Source organism: Dyella sp. Tek66A03 (assembly GCF_052567735.1).
In genome coordinates this window covers 2,129,074-2,151,900 of the sequence record NZ_CP199584.1, presented here as the reverse complement: position 1 = coordinate 2,151,900, position 22,827 = coordinate 2,129,074, and the positions used below count along the sequence as shown (strand labels likewise).

The 22,827-nt window shown below is 62.2% G+C and carries 17 protein-coding genes; 9 read left to right on the top strand and 8 right to left on the bottom strand.

Annotated elements, in window-relative coordinates; genetic code table 11:
* Window positions 1-16: 16 nt before the first annotated feature.
* The 4 genes from ACT01B_RS09495 to ACT01B_RS09480 form a co-directional block, all read right to left on the bottom strand.
* Entirely contained in the window at window positions 17-3,091 is a 3,075-nt protein-coding gene (locus tag ACT01B_RS09495; RefSeq protein ID WP_445147105.1) for an efflux RND transporter permease subunit, read from the bottom strand.
* The gene (locus ACT01B_RS09490) at window positions 3,088-4,200 is read right to left on the bottom strand and encodes an efflux RND transporter periplasmic adaptor subunit (protein WP_445147104.1); all 1,113 of its coding nucleotides are present in this window, start codon (window positions 4,198-4,200) and stop codon (window positions 3,088-3,090) included. Before ACT01B_RS09490 ends, ACT01B_RS09495 begins: the two co-directional genes overlap by 4 nt.
* A 200-nt stretch (window positions 4,201-4,400) precedes the next feature.
* A complete protein-coding gene (arcA, locus tag ACT01B_RS09485) occupies window positions 4,401-5,654 on the bottom strand; it encodes an arginine deiminase (RefSeq protein WP_445147103.1) in 1,254 nt (417 codons plus the stop codon).
* 30 nt (window positions 5,655-5,684) lie between these two features.
* A complete protein-coding gene (locus ACT01B_RS09480; RefSeq protein WP_445147102.1) occupies window positions 5,685-7,109 on the bottom strand; it encodes a basic amino acid/polyamine antiporter in 1,425 nt (474 codons plus the stop codon).
* 560 nt (window positions 7,110-7,669) lie between these two features.
* Here ACT01B_RS09480 and ACT01B_RS09475 point away from each other — a divergent pair.
* The 4 genes from ACT01B_RS09475 to ACT01B_RS09460 all read left to right on the top strand — a co-directional run bounded on the left by ACT01B_RS09475 (window position 7,670) and on the right by ACT01B_RS09460 (window position 12,114).
* Window positions 7,670-9,061 (top strand): tetratricopeptide repeat protein, encoded by a 1,392-nt coding sequence (locus ACT01B_RS09475; protein WP_445147101.1) that lies wholly within the window; start codon window positions 7,670-7,672, stop codon window positions 9,059-9,061.
* A 109-nt stretch (window positions 9,062-9,170) separates the two neighbouring features.
* Window positions 9,171-10,688 (top strand): Na+/H+ antiporter NhaC family protein, encoded by a 1,518-nt coding sequence (locus ACT01B_RS09470; RefSeq protein ID WP_445147100.1) that lies wholly within the window; start codon window positions 9,171-9,173, stop codon window positions 10,686-10,688.
* A gap of 191 nt (window positions 10,689-10,879) precedes the next feature.
* On the top strand, window positions 10,880-11,605 hold the full coding sequence (locus ACT01B_RS09465) for a cytochrome c oxidase assembly protein (RefSeq protein ID WP_445147099.1): 726 nt from the start codon (window positions 10,880-10,882) through the stop codon (window positions 11,603-11,605).
* Window positions 11,602-12,114, top strand: a complete 513-nt coding sequence (locus ACT01B_RS09460) for a CopD family protein (protein ID WP_445147098.1) — start codon at window positions 11,602-11,604, stop codon at window positions 12,112-12,114. The genes ACT01B_RS09465 and ACT01B_RS09460 overlap by 4 nt, the downstream gene beginning before the upstream one ends.
* Here the strand turns inward: ACT01B_RS09460 and ACT01B_RS09455 are convergent.
* Complete coding sequence (locus ACT01B_RS09455; protein ID WP_445147097.1) at window positions 12,078-12,590, bottom strand: DUF2231 domain-containing protein; 513 nt, start codon at window positions 12,588-12,590, stop codon at window positions 12,078-12,080. The two genes, ACT01B_RS09460 and ACT01B_RS09455, sit on opposite strands and share 37 nt — an antisense overlap.
* A gap of 12 nt (window positions 12,591-12,602) precedes the next feature.
* Here ACT01B_RS09455 and coxB point away from each other — a divergent pair, with 12 nt between their 5' ends.
* From coxB to ACT01B_RS09435, 4 genes are read left to right on the top strand one after another with little or no spacing between them, the layout of a single operon-like run.
* Window positions 12,603-13,331 carry a cytochrome c oxidase subunit II gene (gene coxB / locus ACT01B_RS09450; RefSeq protein WP_445147096.1) on the top strand — a complete coding sequence of 243 codons (729 nt, stop codon included), beginning with the start codon at window positions 12,603-12,605 and terminating at the stop codon, window positions 13,329-13,331.
* Window positions 13,328-15,865: a cytochrome c oxidase subunit I gene (gene ctaD, locus ACT01B_RS09445; RefSeq protein ID WP_445147095.1), complete on the top strand. Its 2,538-nt coding sequence runs from the start codon at window positions 13,328-13,330 to the stop codon at window positions 15,863-15,865. Before coxB ends, ctaD begins: the two co-directional genes overlap by 4 nt.
* The gene (locus tag ACT01B_RS09440; protein WP_445147094.1) at window positions 15,862-16,200 is read left to right on the top strand and encodes a hypothetical protein; all 339 of its coding nucleotides are present in this window, start codon (window positions 15,862-15,864) and stop codon (window positions 16,198-16,200) included. Before ctaD ends, ACT01B_RS09440 begins: the two co-directional genes overlap by 4 nt.
* A 33-nt stretch (window positions 16,201-16,233) precedes the next feature.
* Window positions 16,234-17,559, top strand: a complete 1,326-nt coding sequence (locus ACT01B_RS09435; RefSeq protein WP_445147093.1) for a ferredoxin reductase family protein — start codon at window positions 16,234-16,236, stop codon at window positions 17,557-17,559.
* Between the two features lie 132 nt (window positions 17,560-17,691).
* Here the strand turns inward: ACT01B_RS09435 and ACT01B_RS09430 are convergent, their stop codons facing one another.
* Window positions 17,692-18,630 carry a hypothetical protein gene (locus ACT01B_RS09430; RefSeq protein ID WP_445147092.1) on the bottom strand — a complete coding sequence of 313 codons (939 nt, stop codon included), beginning with the start codon at window positions 18,628-18,630 and terminating at the stop codon, window positions 17,692-17,694.
* 286 nt (window positions 18,631-18,916) lie between these two features.
* Here ACT01B_RS09430 and ACT01B_RS09425 point away from each other — a divergent pair, with 286 nt between their 5' ends.
* Window positions 18,917-19,777 (top strand): DUF4377 domain-containing protein, encoded by an 861-nt coding sequence (locus tag ACT01B_RS09425; protein ID WP_445147091.1) that lies wholly within the window; start codon window positions 18,917-18,919, stop codon window positions 19,775-19,777.
* 91 nt (window positions 19,778-19,868) lie between these two features.
* Here ACT01B_RS09425 and ACT01B_RS09420 read toward each other — a convergent pair whose 3' ends face one another.
* Window positions 19,869-21,746 carry a potassium transporter Kup gene (locus ACT01B_RS09420; protein ID WP_445147090.1) on the bottom strand — a complete coding sequence of 626 codons (1,878 nt, stop codon included), beginning with the start codon at window positions 21,744-21,746 and terminating at the stop codon, window positions 19,869-19,871.
* Between the two features lie 299 nt (window positions 21,747-22,045).
* Entirely contained in the window at window positions 22,046-22,627 is a 582-nt protein-coding gene (locus tag ACT01B_RS09415; protein ID WP_445147089.1) for an OmpA family protein, read from the bottom strand.
* Window positions 22,628-22,827 lie beyond the last annotated feature (200 nt).

The following is a 22,827-nucleotide window of genomic DNA, read 5'->3' as shown; positions in this document are numbered from 1 at the left end:
GCGTCCCCCTCATCCCTCACGTCGAGGAGTCGTTCGCTGTGCCCGATAGCGCAGGTGTCCGCTCCTCCTTGCCGAATACCACCATGTACAAGGCGGGCAGGAAGATCAGGGTCAGCACCGTGGCCACCAGCAGGCCGCCCATGATGGCAATCGCCATCGAACCCCAGAACACCGTCGGCGCGATCGGAATCAGGCCGAACACGGTCGAGATCGAGGTCAGCATCATCGGCCGCATGCGCGACGTGCCCGACGCCACCACCGCATCCAGCACACTCATGCCTTCGTTGCGATAGGTTTCGATCTGCACGATCAGGATCACGCCGTTCTTGGCAATCATGCCGATCAGGGCCAGGATGCCCAGGATCGCCACGAAGCCGAGCGGCCGGTTGAAGATCAGCAACGCCAGCACCACGCCAATCATGCCCAGCGGCATCACGCTGACCACCATCGCCAGCCGCCTGAAGCTGACCAGCAGCACCATCATGACGATAAGCATCAACAGGATCATCAACGGCACCACGGCGAACACCGAGGCGCTCGATTCCGCACTCTCCTCGTACAAGCCACCGGTCTCGACCTTGTAGTCCTTCGGCAGCTTGGTGTTGAACTCGTTGATCTTCGGCGCCAGCGCTTCGACCACGTCATCGGGCAACACGCCATGCTGCACATCCGCGCGTACGGTAAGTGTCGGCACGCGATTACGCCGCCAGATCAGTGGTGTCTCCTGCTCTTCCGCAAAGGTGGCGAACTGGCTGAGCGGGACCATCCTGCCGCTTGGCGTGGGCACCTGCAGTGTGCTCAGGGTCCGGATCGACAAGCGTTGCTCTTCGCTGGCACGGGCGACCACATTGACCAGATAGATGTCGTCGCGCACCTGGGTGATCGTCGTGCCGGTGACGGTGGCATTCATGATGCTGGCCAGCGCCGCACTGCTGATGCCGAGCTGACGTGCCTCATCCTGGTTGATGCGGATCTGGATCTGGCGAGCGGGTTCCATCCAGTCGAAGTTCACGTGACGAGAGCGCGGATCCGAGCCCAGGATGCCGGCGAAGTCGAGCGCAATCTTGCGCACCTCGTCCTTGTCCGGACCCGAGACGCGATACTGCAAAGGCCATCCCACCGGTGGGCCCAGTTCGAGCGGAGAGATGCGCGCGACAATATCGGGGAACTGCTCGGCCAGCGCCTTCTCCAGCTTCAGCTGCAGCCGATCGCGCGCCTCCAGATTCTTAGCCACGACAACCACCTGGGCGAAGAACGGATTGGCCAGCTGGACGTTGAGCGTGAGAATGAAGCGCACCGCACCACGGCCGACGTAGGTGCTGAAGTGATCGACGTCGGGATCATCCTTCAGCAGCGCTTCGAAACGCTCGGCCTCGGCCTCGGTCGCATAGATCGAAGCGTTTTGGCGCAGGGTCAGGTCGACGGTGAGCTCGGGTCGATCCGAGGCCGGGAAGAACTGCTGCGGGACGAAGCGGACCAGGAACATCGAGACCACGAACGCCGCGAGCGTGAGCCCGATGGTCAGCCACCGCGCGCGGATCGCGCCCTTCAGGAAGCCACCATAGGCATTCGTCAACTTGCTCGGCTTGGCCTGGGCATCCGCCTTGGGCGCCTTCAGGATCGCCTTGCCGACCAAGGGCGCGAAGATCACGGCGCCGATCCAGGACACGATCAGGGCGATCGCCACCACCGCGAAGATCGAGAACGTGTACTCGCCCGCCGAGCTCCGGGCGAAGCCGATCGGCACGAAGCTGGAAATCGTCACCAGGGTGCCGATCAGCATGGGCGCCGCGAGCGTCCGGTATGCAAAGGTGGCCGCCTGATCCTTGCTGTCGCCGGCGGCGAGCCGGTTGATCATGGCGTCGACCGTGGTCATCGCATCGTCGACCAGCAGGGTCAGCGCAATGATCAAGGCGCCGAGCGACACCCGGTGCAAGTCGATATGCACGATGTCCATGATGGCGAACACGATCGCCAAGGTCAGCGGGATCGACAGCGCCACCACCATGCCCGGACGCACGCCCAGGCTCACGAAGCTGCACACCAGGATGATGATGATGGCCTGCCACAGCGAGGCCATGAAATCGTTGATGGCCACATCGACCGTCACCGCCTGGTCGGCCACCAGGGTCGGCTCGATGCCGTGCGGGAGGTTGGCCGTGACGTCGGCCATGACCGCCTTGATATTGTGTCCGAGCGCGAGGATGTCGCCAGCGTCGCGCATCGCGATGGCCAGTCCGATCGCCGGCTTGCCATTGACTCTGAACATCGGCTGCGGCGGATCGGTGTAGCCACGTCGCACGGTCGCAATATCACCAAGGCGGATGATGCGTCCGCTGAGCACGAGGTTGACGTTGGCAATATCCTGCTCCGAATCGAAGGAGCCACTGACCCGCATGAACACCCGTTCCTGGTTGGTGTGGAGTACGCCAGCAGGCCGGATCACGTTCTGCGCCTGCAAGGCTGCGATGATCGTCGGGTAGTCCAGGCGCAGCCCTGCCAGCCGTTCGGTCGAGAACTCGATAAAGATCTGCTCGTCCTGCGCGCCCAGTACCTCGATCTTCGAGACGTCCGGCACCAGCAACAGGCGCGAGCGGATCCCTTCGACCCGGTCGCGCAATTCGCGGAAGCTATAACCGTCCGCGGTAAACGCGTAAATAATGCCGAAGGTGTCACCGAAATCGTCGTTGAAGAATGGCCCGACCACGCCGGCCGGCAGCGTTTGCCGCATATCCCCAATGTTCTTGCGCACCTGGTACCAGATGTCCGGGACCGCGGCCGGTGGCGTGGATTGCTTCAGATCCACGAAGATCGTCGTCTGCCCGGCCGTCGTGTAGCTGCGCACGCGGTCGAGATGGCTGGTTTCCTGCAGCGTGCGCTCGAGTCGCTCAGTGACCTGCGAGGTCGTCTCGTCGACCGTCGCGCCGGGCCAGGCCGCCACCACGACCATGGTGCGGAAAGTGAACACCGGGTCCTCGGCGCGCCCCAGCTTCAGGAAGGCCATGGTGCCCGCGATCACCGAGATGATCATCAGGAACACCACTAGCGAACGCTTGGCGAGCGCCCACTCCGACAGGTTCGGGCCGATCATTTTGTCGCCTCGGTCCAGCGGACCTTCTGTCCTGGCCGCAACGCCTGCACACCGGCGGTGACGATGACATCCCCAGGGGCCAGCCCTTGCGAAACCTGGACGCGCTCGGCGTCATAGGCCCGAAGCTCGACGTTGCGCTCGGACACCGTTCCCGTCTTGGTATCGACAATCCACACGGCCGGCTTGCCGCCAGGCCGCATCAGGGCGCTGGCCGGAATATCGAGGGCGGGGACGGTGTCGAGTTTCATCCGCCCCGTGACCGTGCTACCCAGGCGCATCGCCGCCGGCGGATTGATCAGGCGCACGCGCACCGTGAACGTGCCGGTGACCGGGTCGGCGCGGGGCGACACCTCCCGCACCTTGCCGACGGCTGTAACCTTCGGATCGCCACCGAGCGAAACAAGGATGTCAGGATTGGCGGGAGCGACATCCTTGACCGCTGCCGGCACATCGAACACCGCGTCGACCGCGCCCTCGCGCGCCACCTGGACGATCATGCGCCCTGCAGCCACCACTTCGCCGGCCTCCGGGCCGCGCGCGGTGACGATGCCGGCGGCATCGGAGATCAGGTTGGTATAGCTCAGCCGGTTCCCGGCGATCTCCACCAGCGATTGCGCCGAATCGATCTGCGACTGGGTAATCTTCTGCATCGCCTCGGCCTGCTCGAACGAGGCGCGGGACACGGCATGCTCGGCCAGCAGATCGCGCATGCGGGTATAACTGGTGCGCGCCTCCAGACCTTGCGCCTGAGCCGCGGCCAGTTGGGCCCTGGCGGACTGCAGGTTGCTCTGCTCATTCATCTGGTCCAGCCGTGCCAGCACCTGGCCGGGCCTGACCCGATCGCCGACGTCGACGTTGCGCTCGATCAGCCGGCCGTCGATGCGGAACGATTCGTTGACTTCGGCCTGCGCCTGCAAGCGTCCGGTCAAGGAGATGCTGTCGCCGACCATCTGCCGTTCGATGGTGATGACTCTCACCGGCCTGACTTCAGCGGCCTGCTCTTCCCCGGCGCGCTGACACCCCGACAGCAACACAGTTACTGCAAGCGCGCATAGCACCAGGGCCGTAGGAATATGAACAACTCGACTGATCGCGGAGTTCGCAGACACGGGCGTCTTCCTGAAAGTGGCTTGGTGGCCGCCCGGGCGTATCCAAGAACAATCCGGCAGCGGCATTGGAGCTATGTAGTCTTGGGCACCTCGAAGAACCAGTGGTTTTTCTTTAGTGGGAGCGACTTCAGTCGCGAAAGCAGCGGTCGAGGCAACGGTCTCATCGCGACTGAAGTCGCTCCCACCATGCGGTTAAGCCATCAGTAGTCCACCGAGTCACGGATAATCGGGCAAGTCATGCAATGACCACCGCCGCGTCCGCGGCCCAATTCCGCGCCGACGATCGTGATCACTTCGATGCCGGCCTTGCGTAGCAAGGTGTTCGTATAGGTGTTGCGATCGTAGGCGTAGACGACACCGGGAGAGGCGCAGACAAGATTGGCGCCGCTGTCCCACTGCGTGCGCTCGCGCTGATAGTCACTGCCACCTGCCTCGATGACACGCAACTTCTTCAGTCCCAGTCCTTCCGCCACCACGTCAACGAATGGCTTTTCTTCCTTGTGCAGCTCGACGCCGCTCGGATGGCTGCTCGGGCGATAGGAGAACGTGCGCGTCTGGGCGAGGAAGTCCGGCGCAAGCAGCACGCAATCGCGGTCGGCGAAGGTGAACACCGTGTCGAGGTGCATCGCCGCGCGAATCTTCGGCATCGCCGCCACGATCACGCGCTCGGCCGCTCCCTTCTTGAACAGGGTCGCCGCGAGCTGGCTGATGGCCTGGCGCGAAGTGCGCTCGCTCATGCCGATCAGCACGATGCCCTTGCCGATCGGCATCACGTCGCCGCCTTCCAGCGTGGCCAGCCCATGGTCCTCGGTCGGGTCGCCCCACCACACGTTGACCTTGCCGGCAAAATCCGGGTGGAACTTGTAGATCGCGGTGGTGAGGATGGTCTCTTCGTGGCGTGCGGGCCAATACAGCGGATTCAACGTCACACCACCGTAAATCCAGCAAGTCGTGTCGCGCGTGTACAAGGTATTCGGCAGCGGCGGCAGCAGGTATTCGGTGACGCCAGCGGCCTCGCGGGCAACGGCAAGCGCTTTGCCACCCACCTCCTCCGGAAAATCGTGCGTCGACAAACCGCCCAGCAAGGTTTCGGCGAGCTTGCGATGCTCCAGCCCCTCGAGATAACTCCTGAGCTCGTCGATGAAGCCGAGGCCAACCTGGTTAGGTATGACCTGATTGTCCAGAATCCACTTCTTGCCTTCCGGAACCGCGACGGTCTCCGCCAGCAAGTTGTGCATCTCGACCACGTCGACGCCGCGGTCGCGCATCTTGTTGACGAAATCAAAATGATCGCGCTTGGCGTTATCCACCCACAGCACGTCGTCAAACAGCAGATCATCGCAGTTGCTTGGCGTCAGGCGCGAATGCGCGAGACCTGGCGCACATACCATCACCTTGCGCAACTGCCCGACTTCCGAATACACACCAAATTCGCCCGCCTTCCCACTCGCCATGATGTTCTCCGATCTCAAACTAGTGAACGTCTAAATCTGGATGTAGCCCGTGGCGATCCAATAGATGCCGACCAGCGCGCCAATAACCGCAAGCACGAAAATGACCCAGTCCGATGCCTTGGCGAAGACGGGCTTGCCCTGTTCGCGCTGGCTCCAGAAATACAGCGCCGTACCGGGCGCATAGAGCACGGCCGACAGGACGATGAACTTGATGCCTCCGGCGTAGAGCAGGAAGGCCGTGTAGATGGTGGCGACGATCGCGATGACGAGGTCACGGTTGCGCTCACCCGGGCGCACCTCATAGGTCTCGCCACGCTTCGTCAGCTGCAGGCCATAGCCCGCCACCAGCAGGAAAGGAATCAGGGCCATCGCGCTGGTCAGGTTCAGCATCAGCGAGAACGCATCGCGCGACCAATAAGTGGTGATGACGATCAGCTGGACGACGATATTGGTCAGCCACAAAGCCGCTACCGGCACCTTGTTCTTGTTCTCCCTGGCGAACACCGAGGGCATGTCCTTGGTCTTTGCGGCGGTGAACAACACCTCGGCGCAGATCAGCGACCAGGCGAGATAGGCGCCCAACACCGAGACCAGCAAGCCGATGCTGACGAGGACCGCACCCCAGTGACCGACCACCGCCTCGAGCACCGCGGCCATGGATGGCTGGCGCATGCCGGCGACGTCGACCCGTTGCAGCACGGCATAAGGAAGCAAGGTCACCAGCACCATCAGCGTGGTCACCATGACAAAGCCGGTGATCGTGGCCGTACCTACATCGGAACGTTCCTTCGCGTAGCGTGAATACACGCTCGCGCCCTCGATACCGAGAAAGACGAACACCGTCACCAGCATGGTGGCGCGCACCTGCTCGAAGATGCCGCCCTCCAGGCCGCCACCGTAGAAGTTCCCGCTGAAAATGTTGAACCTGAAGGCAAAAATCAGGATCACGATGAAGGTCAGGATCGGAATGACCTTGGCCACCGTAACGACGCTGTTGATGAACGCGGCCTGCTGGATGCCCCGCAGTATCATGAAGTGGAACAACCAGATGCCGACGGACGCGACGACGATGGCAGTGACCGTGTTGCCATCGCCGAAGACGGGAAAGAATGCGCCAAGGGTTGATTTGATCAGTACCCAGTACGAAACGTTGCCGATGCAACTGCCGATCCAGTAGCCGAAGGCCGAGAGGAAACCCGGATAGTCGCCAAAGCCTGCTTTCGCATAGGCATATACGCCTGCGTCCAGATCGGGCTTGCGCTCGGCCAGCGACTGGAACACCCGCGCCAGCATGTACATGCCGGTGCCGGCGATCAGCCAGGCGATGACGGCGCCGAGGGGGCCGGTGGCATTGGCGAACGTGCGTGGCAGCGAAAAAATGCCTGCGCCGACCATCCCGCCCACCACCATCGCCGTGAGCTGCGTCCGCGACATTTTCTTTTCGGTCGTAGCCATGCCTGCTCCCTATCTCTCATGTAGATCGAAATTTCAGATACGCCCCGGAAATTACGACCCCATTGACTACTGGGCAGTCATTCGACCAGCGTCTTTTTCATCGCCACGCACTGGGATGGTAAGTACATTCGCCAGCAATAAGTATCAGTAAAAATACTCGTCTTGAGACGGTTGGGCGACTTGCCTCAAGTCATCAAATAGTCACCTTTTCCAAACAATCAAATGTATCGGTCTCGCGGCACGCATGTGGATGCCACGACTCGTGCGCGATTGAAACCATCGCAGCTGAAACCATCACGCCACCTCCACAAGCGTCGCCAACACGCGCCATCACGCTCTCTTCATGGCCCTAGCGGCTAAAACCACAGAAGATGAGTTGTCATTCATGCGCGGCAAGCGCGGCCTGAATGGCTGGGGATTTCGTAGATAAAAATGGGCAAATAATTCGACGAATGGCATTGAGTCAGCCACGTTTCTATACGAGTGAAATAAATCTTTTTTTGCACATAAATCCACCCGCGACTGAGCATCGTCAAGCCACGTCAAAATCAAGGAAAACCATGAATGGGTTGACTTCCATCGGTACCGTTTGTGGCGGTCACCTGCGTCTGAAATGGTTAGTCGCGCTCATGCTCTTCATCGCCACCCTGGCAGCGCTGCCCATCGATACCGCATACGCCCGCCCCGCACCGGCGACAGGCCCCGCCTCCAGCACTGAACTCACGCAGGCACGACAGTTGCTGCACGATGGCAAGTACGCCGAGGCGTACGACCTGCTTTCGCCCATGGCTGATGCCAATCGCGGCGATCCCGCCTTCGACTACGTATTCGGTCGCGCCGCACTTGGCTCCGGGCACGCCGAACAGGCTAAGGAACTGTTGCAGGCAAGTCTTGCTGCACAACCCGATTCACCACCCGGGCATCTGGCGCTTGGCCGCGCTTACTACGCCCTCGGGCGCTACGCCGAGGCCAAGATCGAATTCGAGACGGTGCTGCGTTTCGACAACCTGCCGCCCGACTTGCTCAGCCAGGTCAAGATCTACAACGATGCTGCCATGCAGTCCGTGGAGGGAGGCAGGCGCCTGACCAGTTTCGGCTACCTGGAAACTGGCATTGGCGAGTACAACGTGCATGACACCATCGGTACACAAACGTTTGGCGGCAGTGATCGTCGCGACACGTTCTACAACCTCCGCGTGGGAGGCGGACTCAACTACGAGCTCGACAATGGTTACGCGCTCAGCGGCACGCTGGACTATCGCTTCCGCTACTTCGATAACAACGACAGCCGGGACAACTCCGATCTCCGCTGGAACATGGCGGGCAGCCGTTCGTTCGGCGACAACAATCTGGCGGTAGGCTTCAGAGGCCGCGTCAGCTATCGCGGCAACGGCAATTATCGTAACGATGCCGGTATTTATGGCGACTACCTTCATCGTCTCGATGCCGCCAATCAGCTCAGCTTCGAGCTGCTCTACTCCCGACGCTGGTTTCCGGGGGAGCCGGTCGTTACCTGGACCCGCACGACCGCCCAGGGCACCGCCGGCTGGATCCATTCATTCATGGACGGCCGGGCCAGCCTCACCATCGACGGACGCTTCGGCCGCTACGTCTCGACGACCCTTCCAGATGGAAACTCCGATCTTTACGGCGCGTCGGCAACTCTGGATTTCGCGTTCAGCGATACGGTGGACTGGGGTATCTATTACTGGTGGGAGCACAATGCCTACGACATGGAGGCGCTTCATTTTCATCCTGAAGCGCTCGACAACACGATCCTGGCTCAGCGTAACGACAACCTGCACGAGGCGGGCACCTATCTGACCTGGGAGTTCGCGCCGAGCTGGACGTTGCGGCCCCAGGTATTGTGGCTCCACGACAAGAGCAATGCCGACATCGGCTTCAACTACAGCTCGACTGAGATCTTCGTCAACGTGCGAAAGAGTTTCTGATACATCAGGCAACTCCTTCGCCAAGGGTACCGGCGGTCGCGTGATGCCGCCCACTTAGCCTGACAGCGAACCTGTCATTCGCTGCTCCACACCGTCCGTCGAGACACTCATGAACGACGCGCCCCCAACTCCCCGCACGCCTAGGCCGCCTTCCTATCTGGATGCTGTTATCCCGCTGTTGGCGCTGATCGGGTTGGTGGGCGCTTCCGTGGCGCTATTCGGTCTCAAGGCGGTCGACGGCCCGCTGCAGGTGGCGATCATCCTGAGCACGATGGTCGCGATCCTCATCATCTTCAAGAATGGACATGTCTGGGAAGAAATTGCGGAATCGGGCCGCAAGGGCATCGCCACCGTGGTTGGCGCGATCTTTATCCTGCTTGCCGTGGGTGCCTTGATCGGCACCTGGAACATGTCAGGCACGATTCCCACCCTGGTCTACTACGGCATCAAGCTGATCACGCCGGCGTGGTTCTACCCGATTGCCTTCCTGATCTGCGCCGGCACATCGCTGAGCATCGGCAGTTCATGGACCACAGCCGGCACCTTGGGGGTTGGCCTGGTCGGACTGGCCCATATGATCGGCCTGTCACCGGCCATCACCGCGGGCGCGATCATTTCCGGCGCCTATGTCGGCGACAAGGTCTCACCGCTATCGGAAAGCACCGTGCTCGCGGCCCAGTTGGCTGGCGTGGATCTCTATGTGCATATCCGCTCGCAAGTGTGGACCACGATACCCGCCGGCCTGCTTGCCCTGGTCGCTTTTGCCGTGTTCGGCCTCAATCGGGGCGGCAGCTTCGACAGCGCGGTTACCGATGGGGAACTGGCCAGGCTCGACGCGCTGTTTAACATTACCCCCTGGAACCTTATCCCGCTGCTGTTTCTGCTGGGATTGTCGATACGCAAGGTGCCCGCAACACTGGCAATCATGGGCGCAGCCTTGCTGGCCGGCGTCATGGCCGCCTTCATGCAGCCACAGGCAATCACACGCTTCATTGCCGAGCCGGACACGCCTGCACCGATCGTCGCGATTAAAGGCATCTGGCTCGCCATGGCCAATGGTTTCAAGGCGAATTCCGGCATTCCCCAGGTGGACGCACTGCTCTCGCGCGGTGGCATGGACAGCATGCTGCTGACCATCTGGCTGATCATCGGTGCGGTGACCTTCGGCATCCTGGTGGACGATTTCGGCATGCTCGGCAAACTGGTGACGCCCGTGCTGCTACGTGCCAAGACCGTGGGTCGACTATTCCTTACCGTCGTCGCCACGGCTATAGGGCTCAACATCGTCGCCGGTGACCAGTACATCGCGCTGTTGCTGCCGAGCCGGTTGTTCAAGGCCGAGTTCGCCAAGCGCGGACTGGCGCCTGAAAATCTGTCGCGCTCGGTAGGCGACGCCGGCATCGTGACCTCCCCCCTGGTGCCATGGAATTCCTGCGGCGCGTACATGGCGGCAGTGCTAGGCGTATCGACGCTGGCCTACATGCCATTCGCGATCTTCAATATCGCCGCACCGATCTGCACCTTGCTGCTCGGCATCACCGGCTTCAAGGTTCGTCACATTCCGATCGAACCGACCACTGCAACAGGCGGCGTTCACGCGGACGACACACCGATAACGCGGGAATAGCGTGGCTCACCGAAATCGGCAGTACACCAGAGCCACCCGACGCGTATCGGTTTGGATGGCCATTCCAAAGCCATCCGGTGACAAAAGGTACGGTCACTATTCGGCCAAACGCATCCGGTAGTATGGTTGCTCAAGCGTGGGATTGACTGCTGATTGCCGCGGGGCCGCAAACCCTGAAAGGACATCGTGTCATGCCAGGTTCATTGATCGCTTACTGTGGCCCCGCCGCCGTCCCAGGCGATGTGTGGGCGCGCTGGAATACCGACCCCGTGGTCATCGCCGCGCTTGGCATCCTGGCGCTGGTGATTACGCTTGGCCGCTCGGCGCATGCCCGTGCGGGCTGGGGCGCGATCGCGCTGATGCTGTTCATCTTCGTGTCGCCGCTGTGTGCGCTGTCATCGGCGTTGTTCTCGGCGCGCGTACTGCATCACATGCTGCTGGTCGCTGGCGTGGCGCCGTTGCTGGCGCGCGCCTTTCCGCAACGGCGCGCGAACCCGGTGCCGCTTGCGGTGCTGGTCACCGCGCATGCCGTGATCCTGTGGCTGTGGCATGCGCCAGGGCCGTATACCTGGGGTCTCGCCAGCGTACCGGCGTATTGGCTGATGCAGCTGTCGCTGCTGGGTAGCGCGTGGCTGATGTGGCGCGCCATTCTGGCGCCATCGCTGCAGACCGGGCCGGCCCTGCTGGCCCTGGCCACCACCATCGGACAAATGGGCCTGCTCGGCGCGGTCATCGTGTTCGCACGCCAGCCGCTCTACCTGGTGCATCTGATCAGCACGGCGGCCTGGGGCCTGTCGCCCATCGCCGACCAGCAACTTGCAGGACTACTGATGTGGGTGCCGGCGATGCTGCCCTATCTTGGCGTGGGCCTCTGGCTCGCCTGGTCCAGCTTGCGCCCCAGCGAGTCCGCCTTATGACGACGGCACTCAAGTTCATCCATCTGGCGGCGATTGCCCTGTGGTCGGGTGGCTTGATCGCCCTGCCGTTCCTGTTCTGGCAGCGTCGCCTGCTCAAACCGGGCGACGAGCTCGAGCGGCTGCATCGCGTGACCCGGCTGGTCTTCGTCGAACTGACCTCGCCCGCCGCCTTCATCGCCATCGCCAGCGGCACCGTGCTGATCTTTTTGCAGCGCACATTTCAGGAATGGTTCTCGCTGAAGATGGTGCTGGTGGGGATCATGGCGATGCTGCATGTCCTCGCCGGTCTCGTGATGCACCAACTATTCCTGCCCAACGGGCGCTTCAGCCGGCTCGCTTACGTCACCCTGTCCGGCGCCTACATGCTGGTGATCGCAGGCATTCTCTGGGTCGTGCTGGCCAAGCCGCATATCGATGCCAACCAGATCGCCGCGCATCTGTTCGAGCCCGGCGGACTCGCCCGCTGGCTGCATCAGTCCTTCGGTGAAACCAAGATGCCGACGCCATGATCGAACACCAGTTTGCCTCCGTGCCAGCCGGCAAAGCCGACCATCACCGTGGCGATGGCCGAGACGACCAGTCCATGCGGCAGGACGTCGGCCGGATTGGCCAGGCGAATGCCCCAGTTCGCACCGGCGATGCCGACCAGGGTCATTGCGGCCACGGCATGCGACCAACTGGCTTCCAGCATGCGGATGCCGCGCACCAGCAGCAGCTCGCCAGTACCGACGATGCTGGCGGCCACGCCACTCCAGAACGCCATGCCAGCCGACCACACGCCGGCTCGTACCCAGAATTCGTCACCCGACCACCAGTACAGTATGTCGATGCCGAACGTCGCCACCACGAAGGCGACCGGAAAATGCACCATCATCACGTGGAGCGGGTGCCCGACCAGGGCCACCGCGGAGCCCACGTCGAGCCGCTTCATTTCCAGCAGGACCCGGCTCGTGGGCTGAGCTTCGGAATCGCCTTGCTTTGCCATGGCCGTGGTCCTTTGCAGCGGGTACGTCGCCTGTTTTCGCAGCATCGTCGTCTTCCGCACGTGATGGTCCAGGCCGGACTGATCGCGGCGCTCTGCGGCTGCAGCGGTCCGCTGTCGACGCTTGATCCCTCCGGGCCGTCCGCCGCATCCATAGCCTCGCTGTGGTGGGTGATGCTGGCCGGTGCCGCCGTGCTCTTTACGTTGGTCATCACGCTCTTTCTGCTGGTGATCCGTCGCCCCGGCTGGGGCTCGCGGGTGCCGTCTTCGCGCTGGATCGTGCTGGGTGGACTGGCGCTTCCTGCCGTCATCCTGCTGCCCCTCATCTGCTACGGACTGCTGGCCGGCGAGCGACTCCTGCCGCTGCCCGGACACTCGCCGCCGCGCATCGAGGCCATAGCCCGCCAATGGGTCTGGACCTTCCGTTATCCCGACCAGGGCAACGTGGAAACCACCAACGTCCTGCATCTGCCCGCGGGCACGCCGGTCGACATCGATGTCAGCAGCGAGGACGTCATCCACGCCTTCTGGGTGCCGCGCCTCGCCGGCAAGATCGATGCTGTGCCCGGACAGGTGACCCGTCTGCGCATCCAGGCCGATACGCCCGGCCGCTACGAAGGCCAATGCAACGAGTTTTGCGGCGTCGGCCACGCCAGGATGCACTTCACTGTCATCGTCGATCGTCCCGAAGACTACCCCGCCGCTCTTGCCGGCGCGGTGGCAACCACGAAGGCGGAGCCATGAGCGCAAGCGTCGAACAGCCACCCAGGGGCGCTACGGCACTGCGTCTGCATCGTCAGCTGGCCAGGATATGGGCCACGGGACCGGGTCTGCAGCGGCTTGCTGCGGTCAACCATTCCGTGATCGGCATGCGCATGATGATCACGTCGTTCCTGTTCTTCGCCATCGCCGGCGTGCTCGGCATGCTGACCCGCGTGCAGCTCGCAACGCCGAACGGCGACTTCATGGACGCGGAGACCTACAACCAGGTCTTCACCATGCACGGCTCCATGATGCTGTTCTTGTTCGCCATCCCGATGGTGGAGAGCTTCGCGGTCTACCTGACCCCGAAGATTCTCGGCACACGCGATTTCGCCTTTCCCCGGCTCACCGCCTACGGCTACTGGTGCTACCTGCTGGGCGGTACGATCCTGACCGTATCGCTGATCGCGCGGGTGGCGCCGGATACCGGCTGGTTCATGTATACGCCGCTGAGCTCCAACGTCTACACGCCGGGCATCAACGCCGATGTGTGGCTGCTTGGCGTGACCTTCGTGGAAATCTCGGCGCTGTCGCTGGCGGTGGAGATCATCGTATCGGTACTGAAAATGCGCGCGCCGGGCATGTCGCTGGACCGCATGCCGATCTTCGGCTGGTACATCCTGGTCACGGCCCTGATGATGATCGTGGCCTTTCCGCCCCTGATCCTGGGATCGATCCTGCTCGAGACCGAACGCGCCTTTGGCCTGCCCTTCTTCGATCCGACGCGGGGTGGCGACTCGCTGTTATGGCAACACCTGTTCTGGCTGTTCGGCCATCCGGACGTTTACATCATCTTCCTGCCCATGGCCGGCGCCCTGTCGACCATGATTCCGGTGTTCGCCAACCGGCCACTGGTCGGCTACCGGGCCATCGTGGTCGCGATCATCGCGCTCGCGTTCCTCAGCTTTGGCATCTGGGTGCACCACATGTTCACCGTGGGCATTCCGCATCTCGCACTCGCTTTCTTTTCAGCCGGCTCGGCGATCGTGGCCGTGCCGACGGCGATCCAGTTCTTTGCATGGCTTGCCACGCTGGCGCATGGGCGGCCCCGCTGGGACGTGCCGATGCTCTATATTTTCGGCTTCTTCTTCGTCTTCACGGCAGGCGGCCTGACCGGCGTGATGCTCGCCATCGTGCCGTTCGACTGGCAGGTCCACGACACCTATTTCATCGTCGCGCATATGCACTACGTGGTCGGCGGCGCGCTGGCCTTCCCGATGCTTGCGGGGTTCTATTACTGGCTGCCGCTGCTGACCGGACGTACTGCCGCATACCGGCTCTCGGTGCCCGCCTTCTGGCTGGTCTTCATCGGCTTCAACCTGACCTTCTTCATGATGCACCTCACCGGCCTGCTGGGCATGCCGCGGCGCGTATTCACCTATAGCGGCGACGAAGGCTGGAACTGGCTGAACCTGCTGTCCTCCGTAGGCAGCTTCGTGATGACCATCGGCTTCGGCATGGTGGTGATCGACATGATCGTGCAGTTGCGTTTCGGGCGTCGCGTTCGACGCAACCCGTGGAATGCGACGACTTTGGAATGGGCCATGCCGATTCCGCCGGTAGCTTACGCTTTCGCATCGATTCCCCGGGTCGGCGCCGGCACCGAGCACGTCGACCCCGGCAAGCTCGCGCTGTCGCTGGCACGCGGCGAAGGCTATCTCGGCTTCGCACGCAATGGCTGGCAGGAGGCACTCGGCGTGCACGTCACCTCCGGTGAGCCGGAACAGGTGATCGTGCTGCCGCAACCTACCTACCTGCCGCTGATCACCGCGCTGGCCACCGGCGCAGCGGTGCTGGCCATGTTGTTCAAGTTCTACCTGCTGACACTCGCCATTGCGCTGGTGGTCATGGGGCTGTTCGTGTTCGCGGGGCAGCGCGCCGGCCTTGCGCGCGACTACGGCCCGTTACCCATCGGCCACGGCGTCAGCGTGCCGCCGCATACCGAAGCGGCCAGTCCACCGGCATGGCTAGCGTTGATCTGCACGCTGATCGCCGACGGTACGCTGTTCACCTCACTCGTGTTCGGCACCTTCTATCTCTGGATCGCCGCGCCGAACTGGCCGGCAAGCTTGGCACCCCAGGCCAATCGCATGCTGGCGCTCGCGGTCATCGTGGCGCTCGTCGTTGCGGCGGCCGCGGCTCGCGGCTCGCTGCGCTCGGCGGCCGCTGGCGGCAAGGCGCAGGGATGGATCGCCATGGCAGCTACTGCGGGGCTTGCTGCCATGGCAGCAGCTGCGGGGCTGATCGGCAGCGTCACCCCGCATCCGCAGCAACATGCACTCGGGGCCACCGCCGCCGCGTTGATTGCCTATGTGTTCGTGCACGCCGGCATCGGCCTGCTGTTCCTGATCAGCAATCTGCTGCGCATCAATGCCGGCTTTATTGCGCCAAGACGTTTGACCGACCTGCGTTTGACGCGCCTGTGGCTCGACTACACGACGATAACCGGCGTGATCGCGCTGGGTCTCCTGCTCTCGCTGCCGGCCCTGGTGGCCATGCTGGGGGGGCGGCCATGAGCGAGCGTCAGCTTCCTCCCCGGCGGCTGTGGTGGCTTACGGCAGGCTTTATCGTCTGGTGCAGCGCGCTGGTCGTGCTCTACGCGCTGCACGCCATCGGATGTGCATTCGGCTGGTCGGCCGGCCCGCTGCGCTGGAGCCTCGCCATCGTGCTACTCGTGCATCTGGTCGTCATTGCGTGGATGTGGCGCCATCTGGCAACGGCCACGCCCGACCCCGCACTCGGCCAGGGCGCGGTATTCCTGCAGACGATCGTGGTCTGGACCCTGATCGCGGCCCTGGTTGCCACCGTGATTACGTTCGCGCCTTCACTGGTGCTCAAGACCTGCATCTGATCAATTCGCCACCGCGGCCGAGGGATGACATCGATGCAGCTACGCGATCTCTTGCACAAGGCCATCTGGTCGGCGATCTACCTGTTGTTTATCCTCGCCCCGCTGTTTGCCTTGCTGACCCGTGCATTACCGCCCAGCCGGGGTTTCGGCACGGAGTTCTCGATTGCGCTCGGCTACTCGGGCCTGGCGATCATGGGCTTGCAGTTCGGTCTCACCGCGCGCTTTCGGTACGTGACCGAGCCCTGGGGCGAAGACGTCATCTACCACTTTCACCGTCGCGTCTCGCTTATCGCCGTCAGCCTGGTGGTAGCGCATCCCATCATTCTGCTTGCGGTGCGCTCAGAGGCGATGGTCCTGCCCGAGTCCATCGGGCAGCTGCCCTTGGGTGCGATCTTTGCGGGACTGTCGATCGGCTCGCTGATCCTGCTGGTGGTGATGGCGCTGTGGCGCACGCAGCTCAAGATCAGCTACGAAACCTGGCACGCCACCCACATCGCGCTCGCGCTGACCGCCGTTGCCGCGGGCATGGCGCACATGCTGGCCTGGGGCTACTACCAGGTCGATCCCTGGAAACGCAGCCTGTGGATCGGCCTGGCCATTTTCTGGATCGCACTGCTGCTCTACGTGCGCATCATCAAACCCCTGTTCATGCTGCGGCGGCCGTACCGCATCGCCGAAGTGCGGCAGGAACGCGGCGACACCACCACCCTGGTCATGCGGCCCGACGGCCATGCCGGCTTTCGTTTCCGCCCCGGCCAGTTTGGCTGGCTGACGCTGTGGGGCAGTCCGTTCAAGATCACCGGCCACCCGTTCTCATTTTCGTCGAGCGCCGAGGCCACCGACGGGCGCGTCGAGATGTCGATCCGCAAACTAGGCGACTTCACCAGCGTCGTACCGACCGCCGTCATCGGGCAACGCGTCTATCTTGACGGCCCGTATGGCGCCTTCACCATCGGCAACCCGGCAGATATGCATGTGCTGATCGCAGGCGGCATCGGCATCACGCCGATGATGAGCATGATCCGCACCCTGGCCGATCGCGGCGACAAACGCCCGCTGATCCTGCTGTACGGCAGCAAGGACTGGGAATCGATCAGCTTCCGCGAAGAACTGGAAACGATGCAGTCCCGCCTCGAGCTGACCGTGGTCCACGTGCTTTCGCAGCCACCCGAAGGCTGGACCGGCGAAAGCGGCTACATCAATGCCGATCTGTTCAAGCGCCACTTGCCACCGGGCTACGCCGATCACGAGTATTTCATCTGCGGACCGAACGTGATGATGGACGCCATCGAAAAGGCCCTGGGCGAGATGAAAGTACCGCTCGCCAAATACCACTCGGAGCGCTACAGCTTCGTCTAGGAGGTTCCCATGCGCCGCTTGTTTGCCGATCGCCTGGTCGTTGCCACCGGCGTCATCGTCGTGCTGCTCGCCTTCGTGTTCGCCTTCGTGCGCGTAAACGCCTAGGCGCTGGCCACGATCAACCGGTTGCTCTCACTTCGTGACGTGAGCGTGCGCCTCCAGCCACGGCGCCAACGACACCTGCCAGATGTTGTACTTGCCGTTATCCCAATCCGCCCGCGTCGCACCCGGCGGTAAATCGCTAAGCCGATCGCTGGCGAAATACAGCGTGCGATGATCGGGACTCAGTCGTGCCTCGGCATCAGAGCCGGCGCTGTTCACTACATCGCCCAGATGTATCGGCGTGCCCCATTGCCGCTTATCGCGAAACACGATGAACAGGTCGATCTGGCGTGCCGGCGCGCGACTGGAACCAAACACCACAAACGACTCATCCGGCGCCACCGCCGGGTCGACATCGGTCGTGCTGCCATCACTGAAAGGCAACGGCTGCGGCTCCTGGTAAGCGCCATGCACATACGCGGCACGATAGAGCCGGAAGTGCTTCGGATCGTCCGCCGGACGCATGAAATACAAGCTGCCGTCGGCCGCTACGCTGGGTGCAAAAGTGGAGTCGCTGCGATTGACCATCTTGGGTAACCGTACCGGCATGCTCCAGCCATCAGCCTGGCGCGTCACCATCCAAAGATTCCCGCCGGCGCCGGGGAAACTGCGTCCCATGAAGAAACCATCCAGCGGCTTGCCACCCGCCAACTTCGGCCGATTGGAGATAAACACCAAAGTACGCCCATCCGGCGACATGCTCGGCTCCATATCGCTCCACTGCCCGGAGAACGTTGCCGTCAATGGTTGCGACCAGCGCCCCTGTTCGAGATGACTAACCAGAATGCTTGAGTGCGGTCCATCGCTGCGCGAGAAGTAGACCGTGGTGCCATCGGGCGTGAAGGCCGGCGCACTGTCGTGCAAAGGGCCAGAAATCACTCCGGGCGCAAATACGGTGGGTGCTGGATCGGCGGCCCAGGCCGAGGTACCACTAAGGACAAGCAAACCAACCAACAGGTTGCAGAGCATACGGCGTCCTTGGCTAACCGGAGAGGGAAAGCAACACCACCGAGCGAGCGCTCATGCCACTCGGTCACGGCGAAGCATACCGGCTGGATTCATGGAGAAAGGCTGACCCTGTCGATGGTCATGGAAACACTTGATTAAGACGCACAAGCTGGCAGCCCTCGCTCTTCACTATTCGAAGACGACGACACCTCGATCTTTCACCCTGGAATCGCTGGATTCGACGTCCCTGTCGGCGACATGCCTACGCAATCCTGGCAACTCAGGCCGCTTCAACGGAGGTATCCCCATGAAATACCGCCTGCTCTTACTTCCGCTCGCACTTGCCGCCTGTTCGCCATCACCACAGTCGACGGCCCCTGCTTCCTCGACCACCACCGCCAGCGCGGCTACGGCCGCCGCGGTGCCACCCGTCGCAAATACATCAGCGCCATCCGACAGCAACCTGCTCGGCCAGTATCACTGGCAACTCAACGACGCCACTGACAGCGCGGGCAAGCGCATCGACGCACTGTTCGTCCGTGCCGACAAGCTGGTGCAACTGGATTTCAACGACAGCCGGGTCAATGTCATCAATAGCTGCAACGTCTTGGGTGGCGGCTTCAGGGTCGAAAATGGGCGACTGCAGATTGGTCCGATGATGCAGAGCAGGATGGCCTGCGCCGATCCCGGCCTGTCCGCGCTCGACAGTGCCATCAGCCAGCGCCTCCAAGGCGCCCCGAAACTGAGCCTGCAAGCCGACAGTAGTGCCCCACGCTTGCAGTTGATCACCGACGGCGGCGACACCTTGAGCTTCACGGGTGTGCCCACGGCAGAGACGCGTTTTGGCGGTCCAGGCGAGACGGCCTTCCTTGAAGTAGCCGCGCAAACCGTGCCGTGTAACCACCCTGTGCTGGCCAACCACCCCGTGCTCGGCAACCAGCAATGCCTGCAAGTGCGTGACCGCTTCTTCGACGAGCACGGCCTGCCAAGCGGCACGCCTGGCGCATGGCACCCGCTGAATCAGGACATCGAGGGCTATACCCACGAACCGGGCATCCGCAATGTAGTGCGCGTAAAGCGCTACGCCATCAAGAATCCGCCGGCTGATACGCCGTCGAACGCTTACGTGCTGGATCTCGTAGTGGAGTCGGAGAAGATTAAGCAGTGAGTGGGCTGCGCTGCGTGTCGCGGCACGCCCAGACGGGAATGAAGCGAGGGCAGGGCCCCTAGCCCCTTCCTTGCCACCACATCATGGTCGCCTAGATCGACACCTGCCTGCCTATATCCACCACCTGGCTGGGCGGCACTTGCAGGTAGTCGGTAAGGCGCGTGCTATTGCGCAGCAGCACGCCGAACAAGGACACCATCCAGTGCGGCAGACCACGGCCATCCACTCGCGGCACGATTTTTTCCATGCCTGTGAAATAGGTGAGTTCGTGCGTATCGATGGGGCAGCCTCCGGTCGCGATCTGCGACATCAGGGAAGGCAGGTCGGGCTTTTGCATGAAGCCGTAGCTCGCCGTGATCGACCAGAAATTGGGTGCCAATTCCGCCATCACGAGGCGGCTCTTCGCTGCGATGTAAGGCGTCGACGCGACATCCAACGTGACGGCAAGCACGCGCTCGTGCAGGGCGTGGCTATGCTTGACGTACCAGATCATCACGGGCGGCGTGGTGGCCCGAGCGCGAGTGAGGAACACGGCCGTGCCGGGTACGCGAGCCACCTTGGACTCAGTGATGTCGCTAATGAAGGCATCGATAGGCACAGGGTTCTCGCCAAGCCGGTTGGCCACGGCCTTGATGCCTTTGTGCCACACGAACATGATGAGATAGACCAGGGCGGCGAGCAGCAACGGTACGTAGCCTCCCTCCAGCAGCTTCATCATGTTCGATGAGAAGAACGCGGCGTCGACTACGAAGAACACACCGGCGACAGCGCCGCTCGCGGCCAGGTTCCATTTCCAGATTTCGCGCATGGCGATGAACAACAACGCCGTGGTCATCAACATCGTGGCGGACACCGCAATACCATAGGCGCCGGCAAGGTTGTCTGACTTGCGGAATCCCAACGCCAAACCGATCGTTACCAGCATCAGGATCCAGTTGACGGCGCCGACGTAGATCTGGCCGTAGCCTTCCTTCGAGGTCTGCCGAATTCTCAGGCGTGGCATCCAGCCAAGCTGAATCGCCTGGCGCGTCATCGAAAACGCGCCGGTGATGATCGCCTGGCTCGCGATGATCGTGGCGATCGTCGAGAGAATAATCAGCGGCAAGGTCAGCGAAGGTGGGCACAGGCGATAGAAGATATTCCCCTGCGTCGGCGCACCTTCCAGGACGATAGCGCCCTGCCCTGCGTAATTCAGCACCAGGCTCGGAAACACCAGCGCCGACCAGGCCAGCTTGATCGGTCCCGCGCCGAAGTGCCCCATATCCGCGTACAAGGCTTCCGCACCCGTCACGCACAGAAATACGCCGCCCAGCACTAGAAACGCACCACTACCGCCATGCACCAGATAGCTCAGCGCGTAGTACGGATTGAGCGCCCACAGTATCCCGGGGTGCCGCACGATACCCCATACTCCGAGCACCGCCATGATCAAAAACCAGGCCGCCATGATGGGGCCGAAAGCGCGGCCGATCTTCGCCGTACCCATGGGCTGCAGCGCGAACAGCGCCAGCAGAATCACCACCGTCAGTGGCAGCACATACGGCTGCAGCGATGGTGTCGCGATATTCAAACCTTCCAACGCCGACAATACCGAGATCGCCGGAGTAATCGCCCCGTCGCCATAAATCAGCGCAGCACCGAACAAGCCAGCTGCCACGATCGCAGGACGTTTGTTTCGCTTGACGCCCAGCAAGGCCATCAGGGCCAAGATGCCACCCTCGCCGTCGTTGTCGATGCGCATGGCAAAGCCGGCGTACTTCACCGTCGTTACGATGATCAGCGTCCAGATCAGCAGGGAAATCACGCCGAAGATGGTCTGCGGCGCGTGACTGCCGGTCAGATCCAGCACCGTCTTGAAGGTGTAAAGCGGACTGGTGCCGATGTCGCCAAAAACCACACCCAAAGCCCCGACACCAGCCACCAGGGTCGTGGGCTTCTTCCAAGGACTCGATGTGGATTCCTGGCTCACGGAACACCTGTTCGACAGCCGAGTCGGAAAGACATGTAGCCTACCGTCGGCCGATGACAATCAAGGTCAGGCCGGGACGCGCCAAAGACATATTGTTGGTCAAAACAAATCCAGAGCTTGAAGCACGGGCTTTCAAGGCTTGCTGGGATACGCTCAGGAGAAGCGCCCTGGCTCCATCATTCGGCGCAGCAAGGTATCGATTCGCCTCATGGACAAACTAAGGCCGCCTCCATGGCGGCCTTTGTCGTCAAGACGAGTATCGCAGCACCGACACCATAGGCAGGTGCAAGAAGAACTACTCAGCCACTGCTATTGCCGGTATCGGTTGTAGTGGGTGTAGCGGGTGCACCCTCTGCACCGCCGTTGAAATCAACGACCAGTGCCACGCGACGATTGGGTAATCCTTTATCGCCATAGGCTCCGGCTACCACTTGTCGATTCTTCGCCTGGCCATAGCTCACTGCCCGCACCTGGCTGTCGGGGAGCCCGCCGGTCTGGACGAGATAGTTGCGCACCGCTTGGGCACGCCGCATGCCCAGCCTGTAGTTGTGGGCAGCCGAACCGGATGGATCAGTGAAACCCTCGACGGTGACCAATGCGCTGGTGTGATGCTCTTTCAACACTTTCGCGTAGTCATCGAGCATAGCCTTGTCCTGATCGCGCAAATCCGCTTTGTCGGTGTCGAAAAGCGCAATCGTGTCAACGCGAATACGACCCTGCATCTCGGCGATCGCCGCATCGTACTTGGCGAATCTCTGTTGCATCTCCTGCTTGATCGCGTCGATTTCCTGTTGCTGCCTTTGATCGTTGTTTCGCAATTCCGTAATGGCGGAATCGAACTCGGCCTTCTTGACGAAATCTGAGCAGCCGCCGAGCGCCATAGCGCATACACACACGAACCCGTAACCGATTCGAGAGCTCACGCGTACCATGATCGATCTCCTCTCTTGGGCGGCATGCTCACAGGCATGCCGGTATCAGAAACGCGGCAAAGTGGCTCAGGAACGAAATCCACCCACGCGCTATGCCTCTACAACGCTGCGACGCTCACGAAGCGCGGCCCGCCGGAACATGCAGCAAA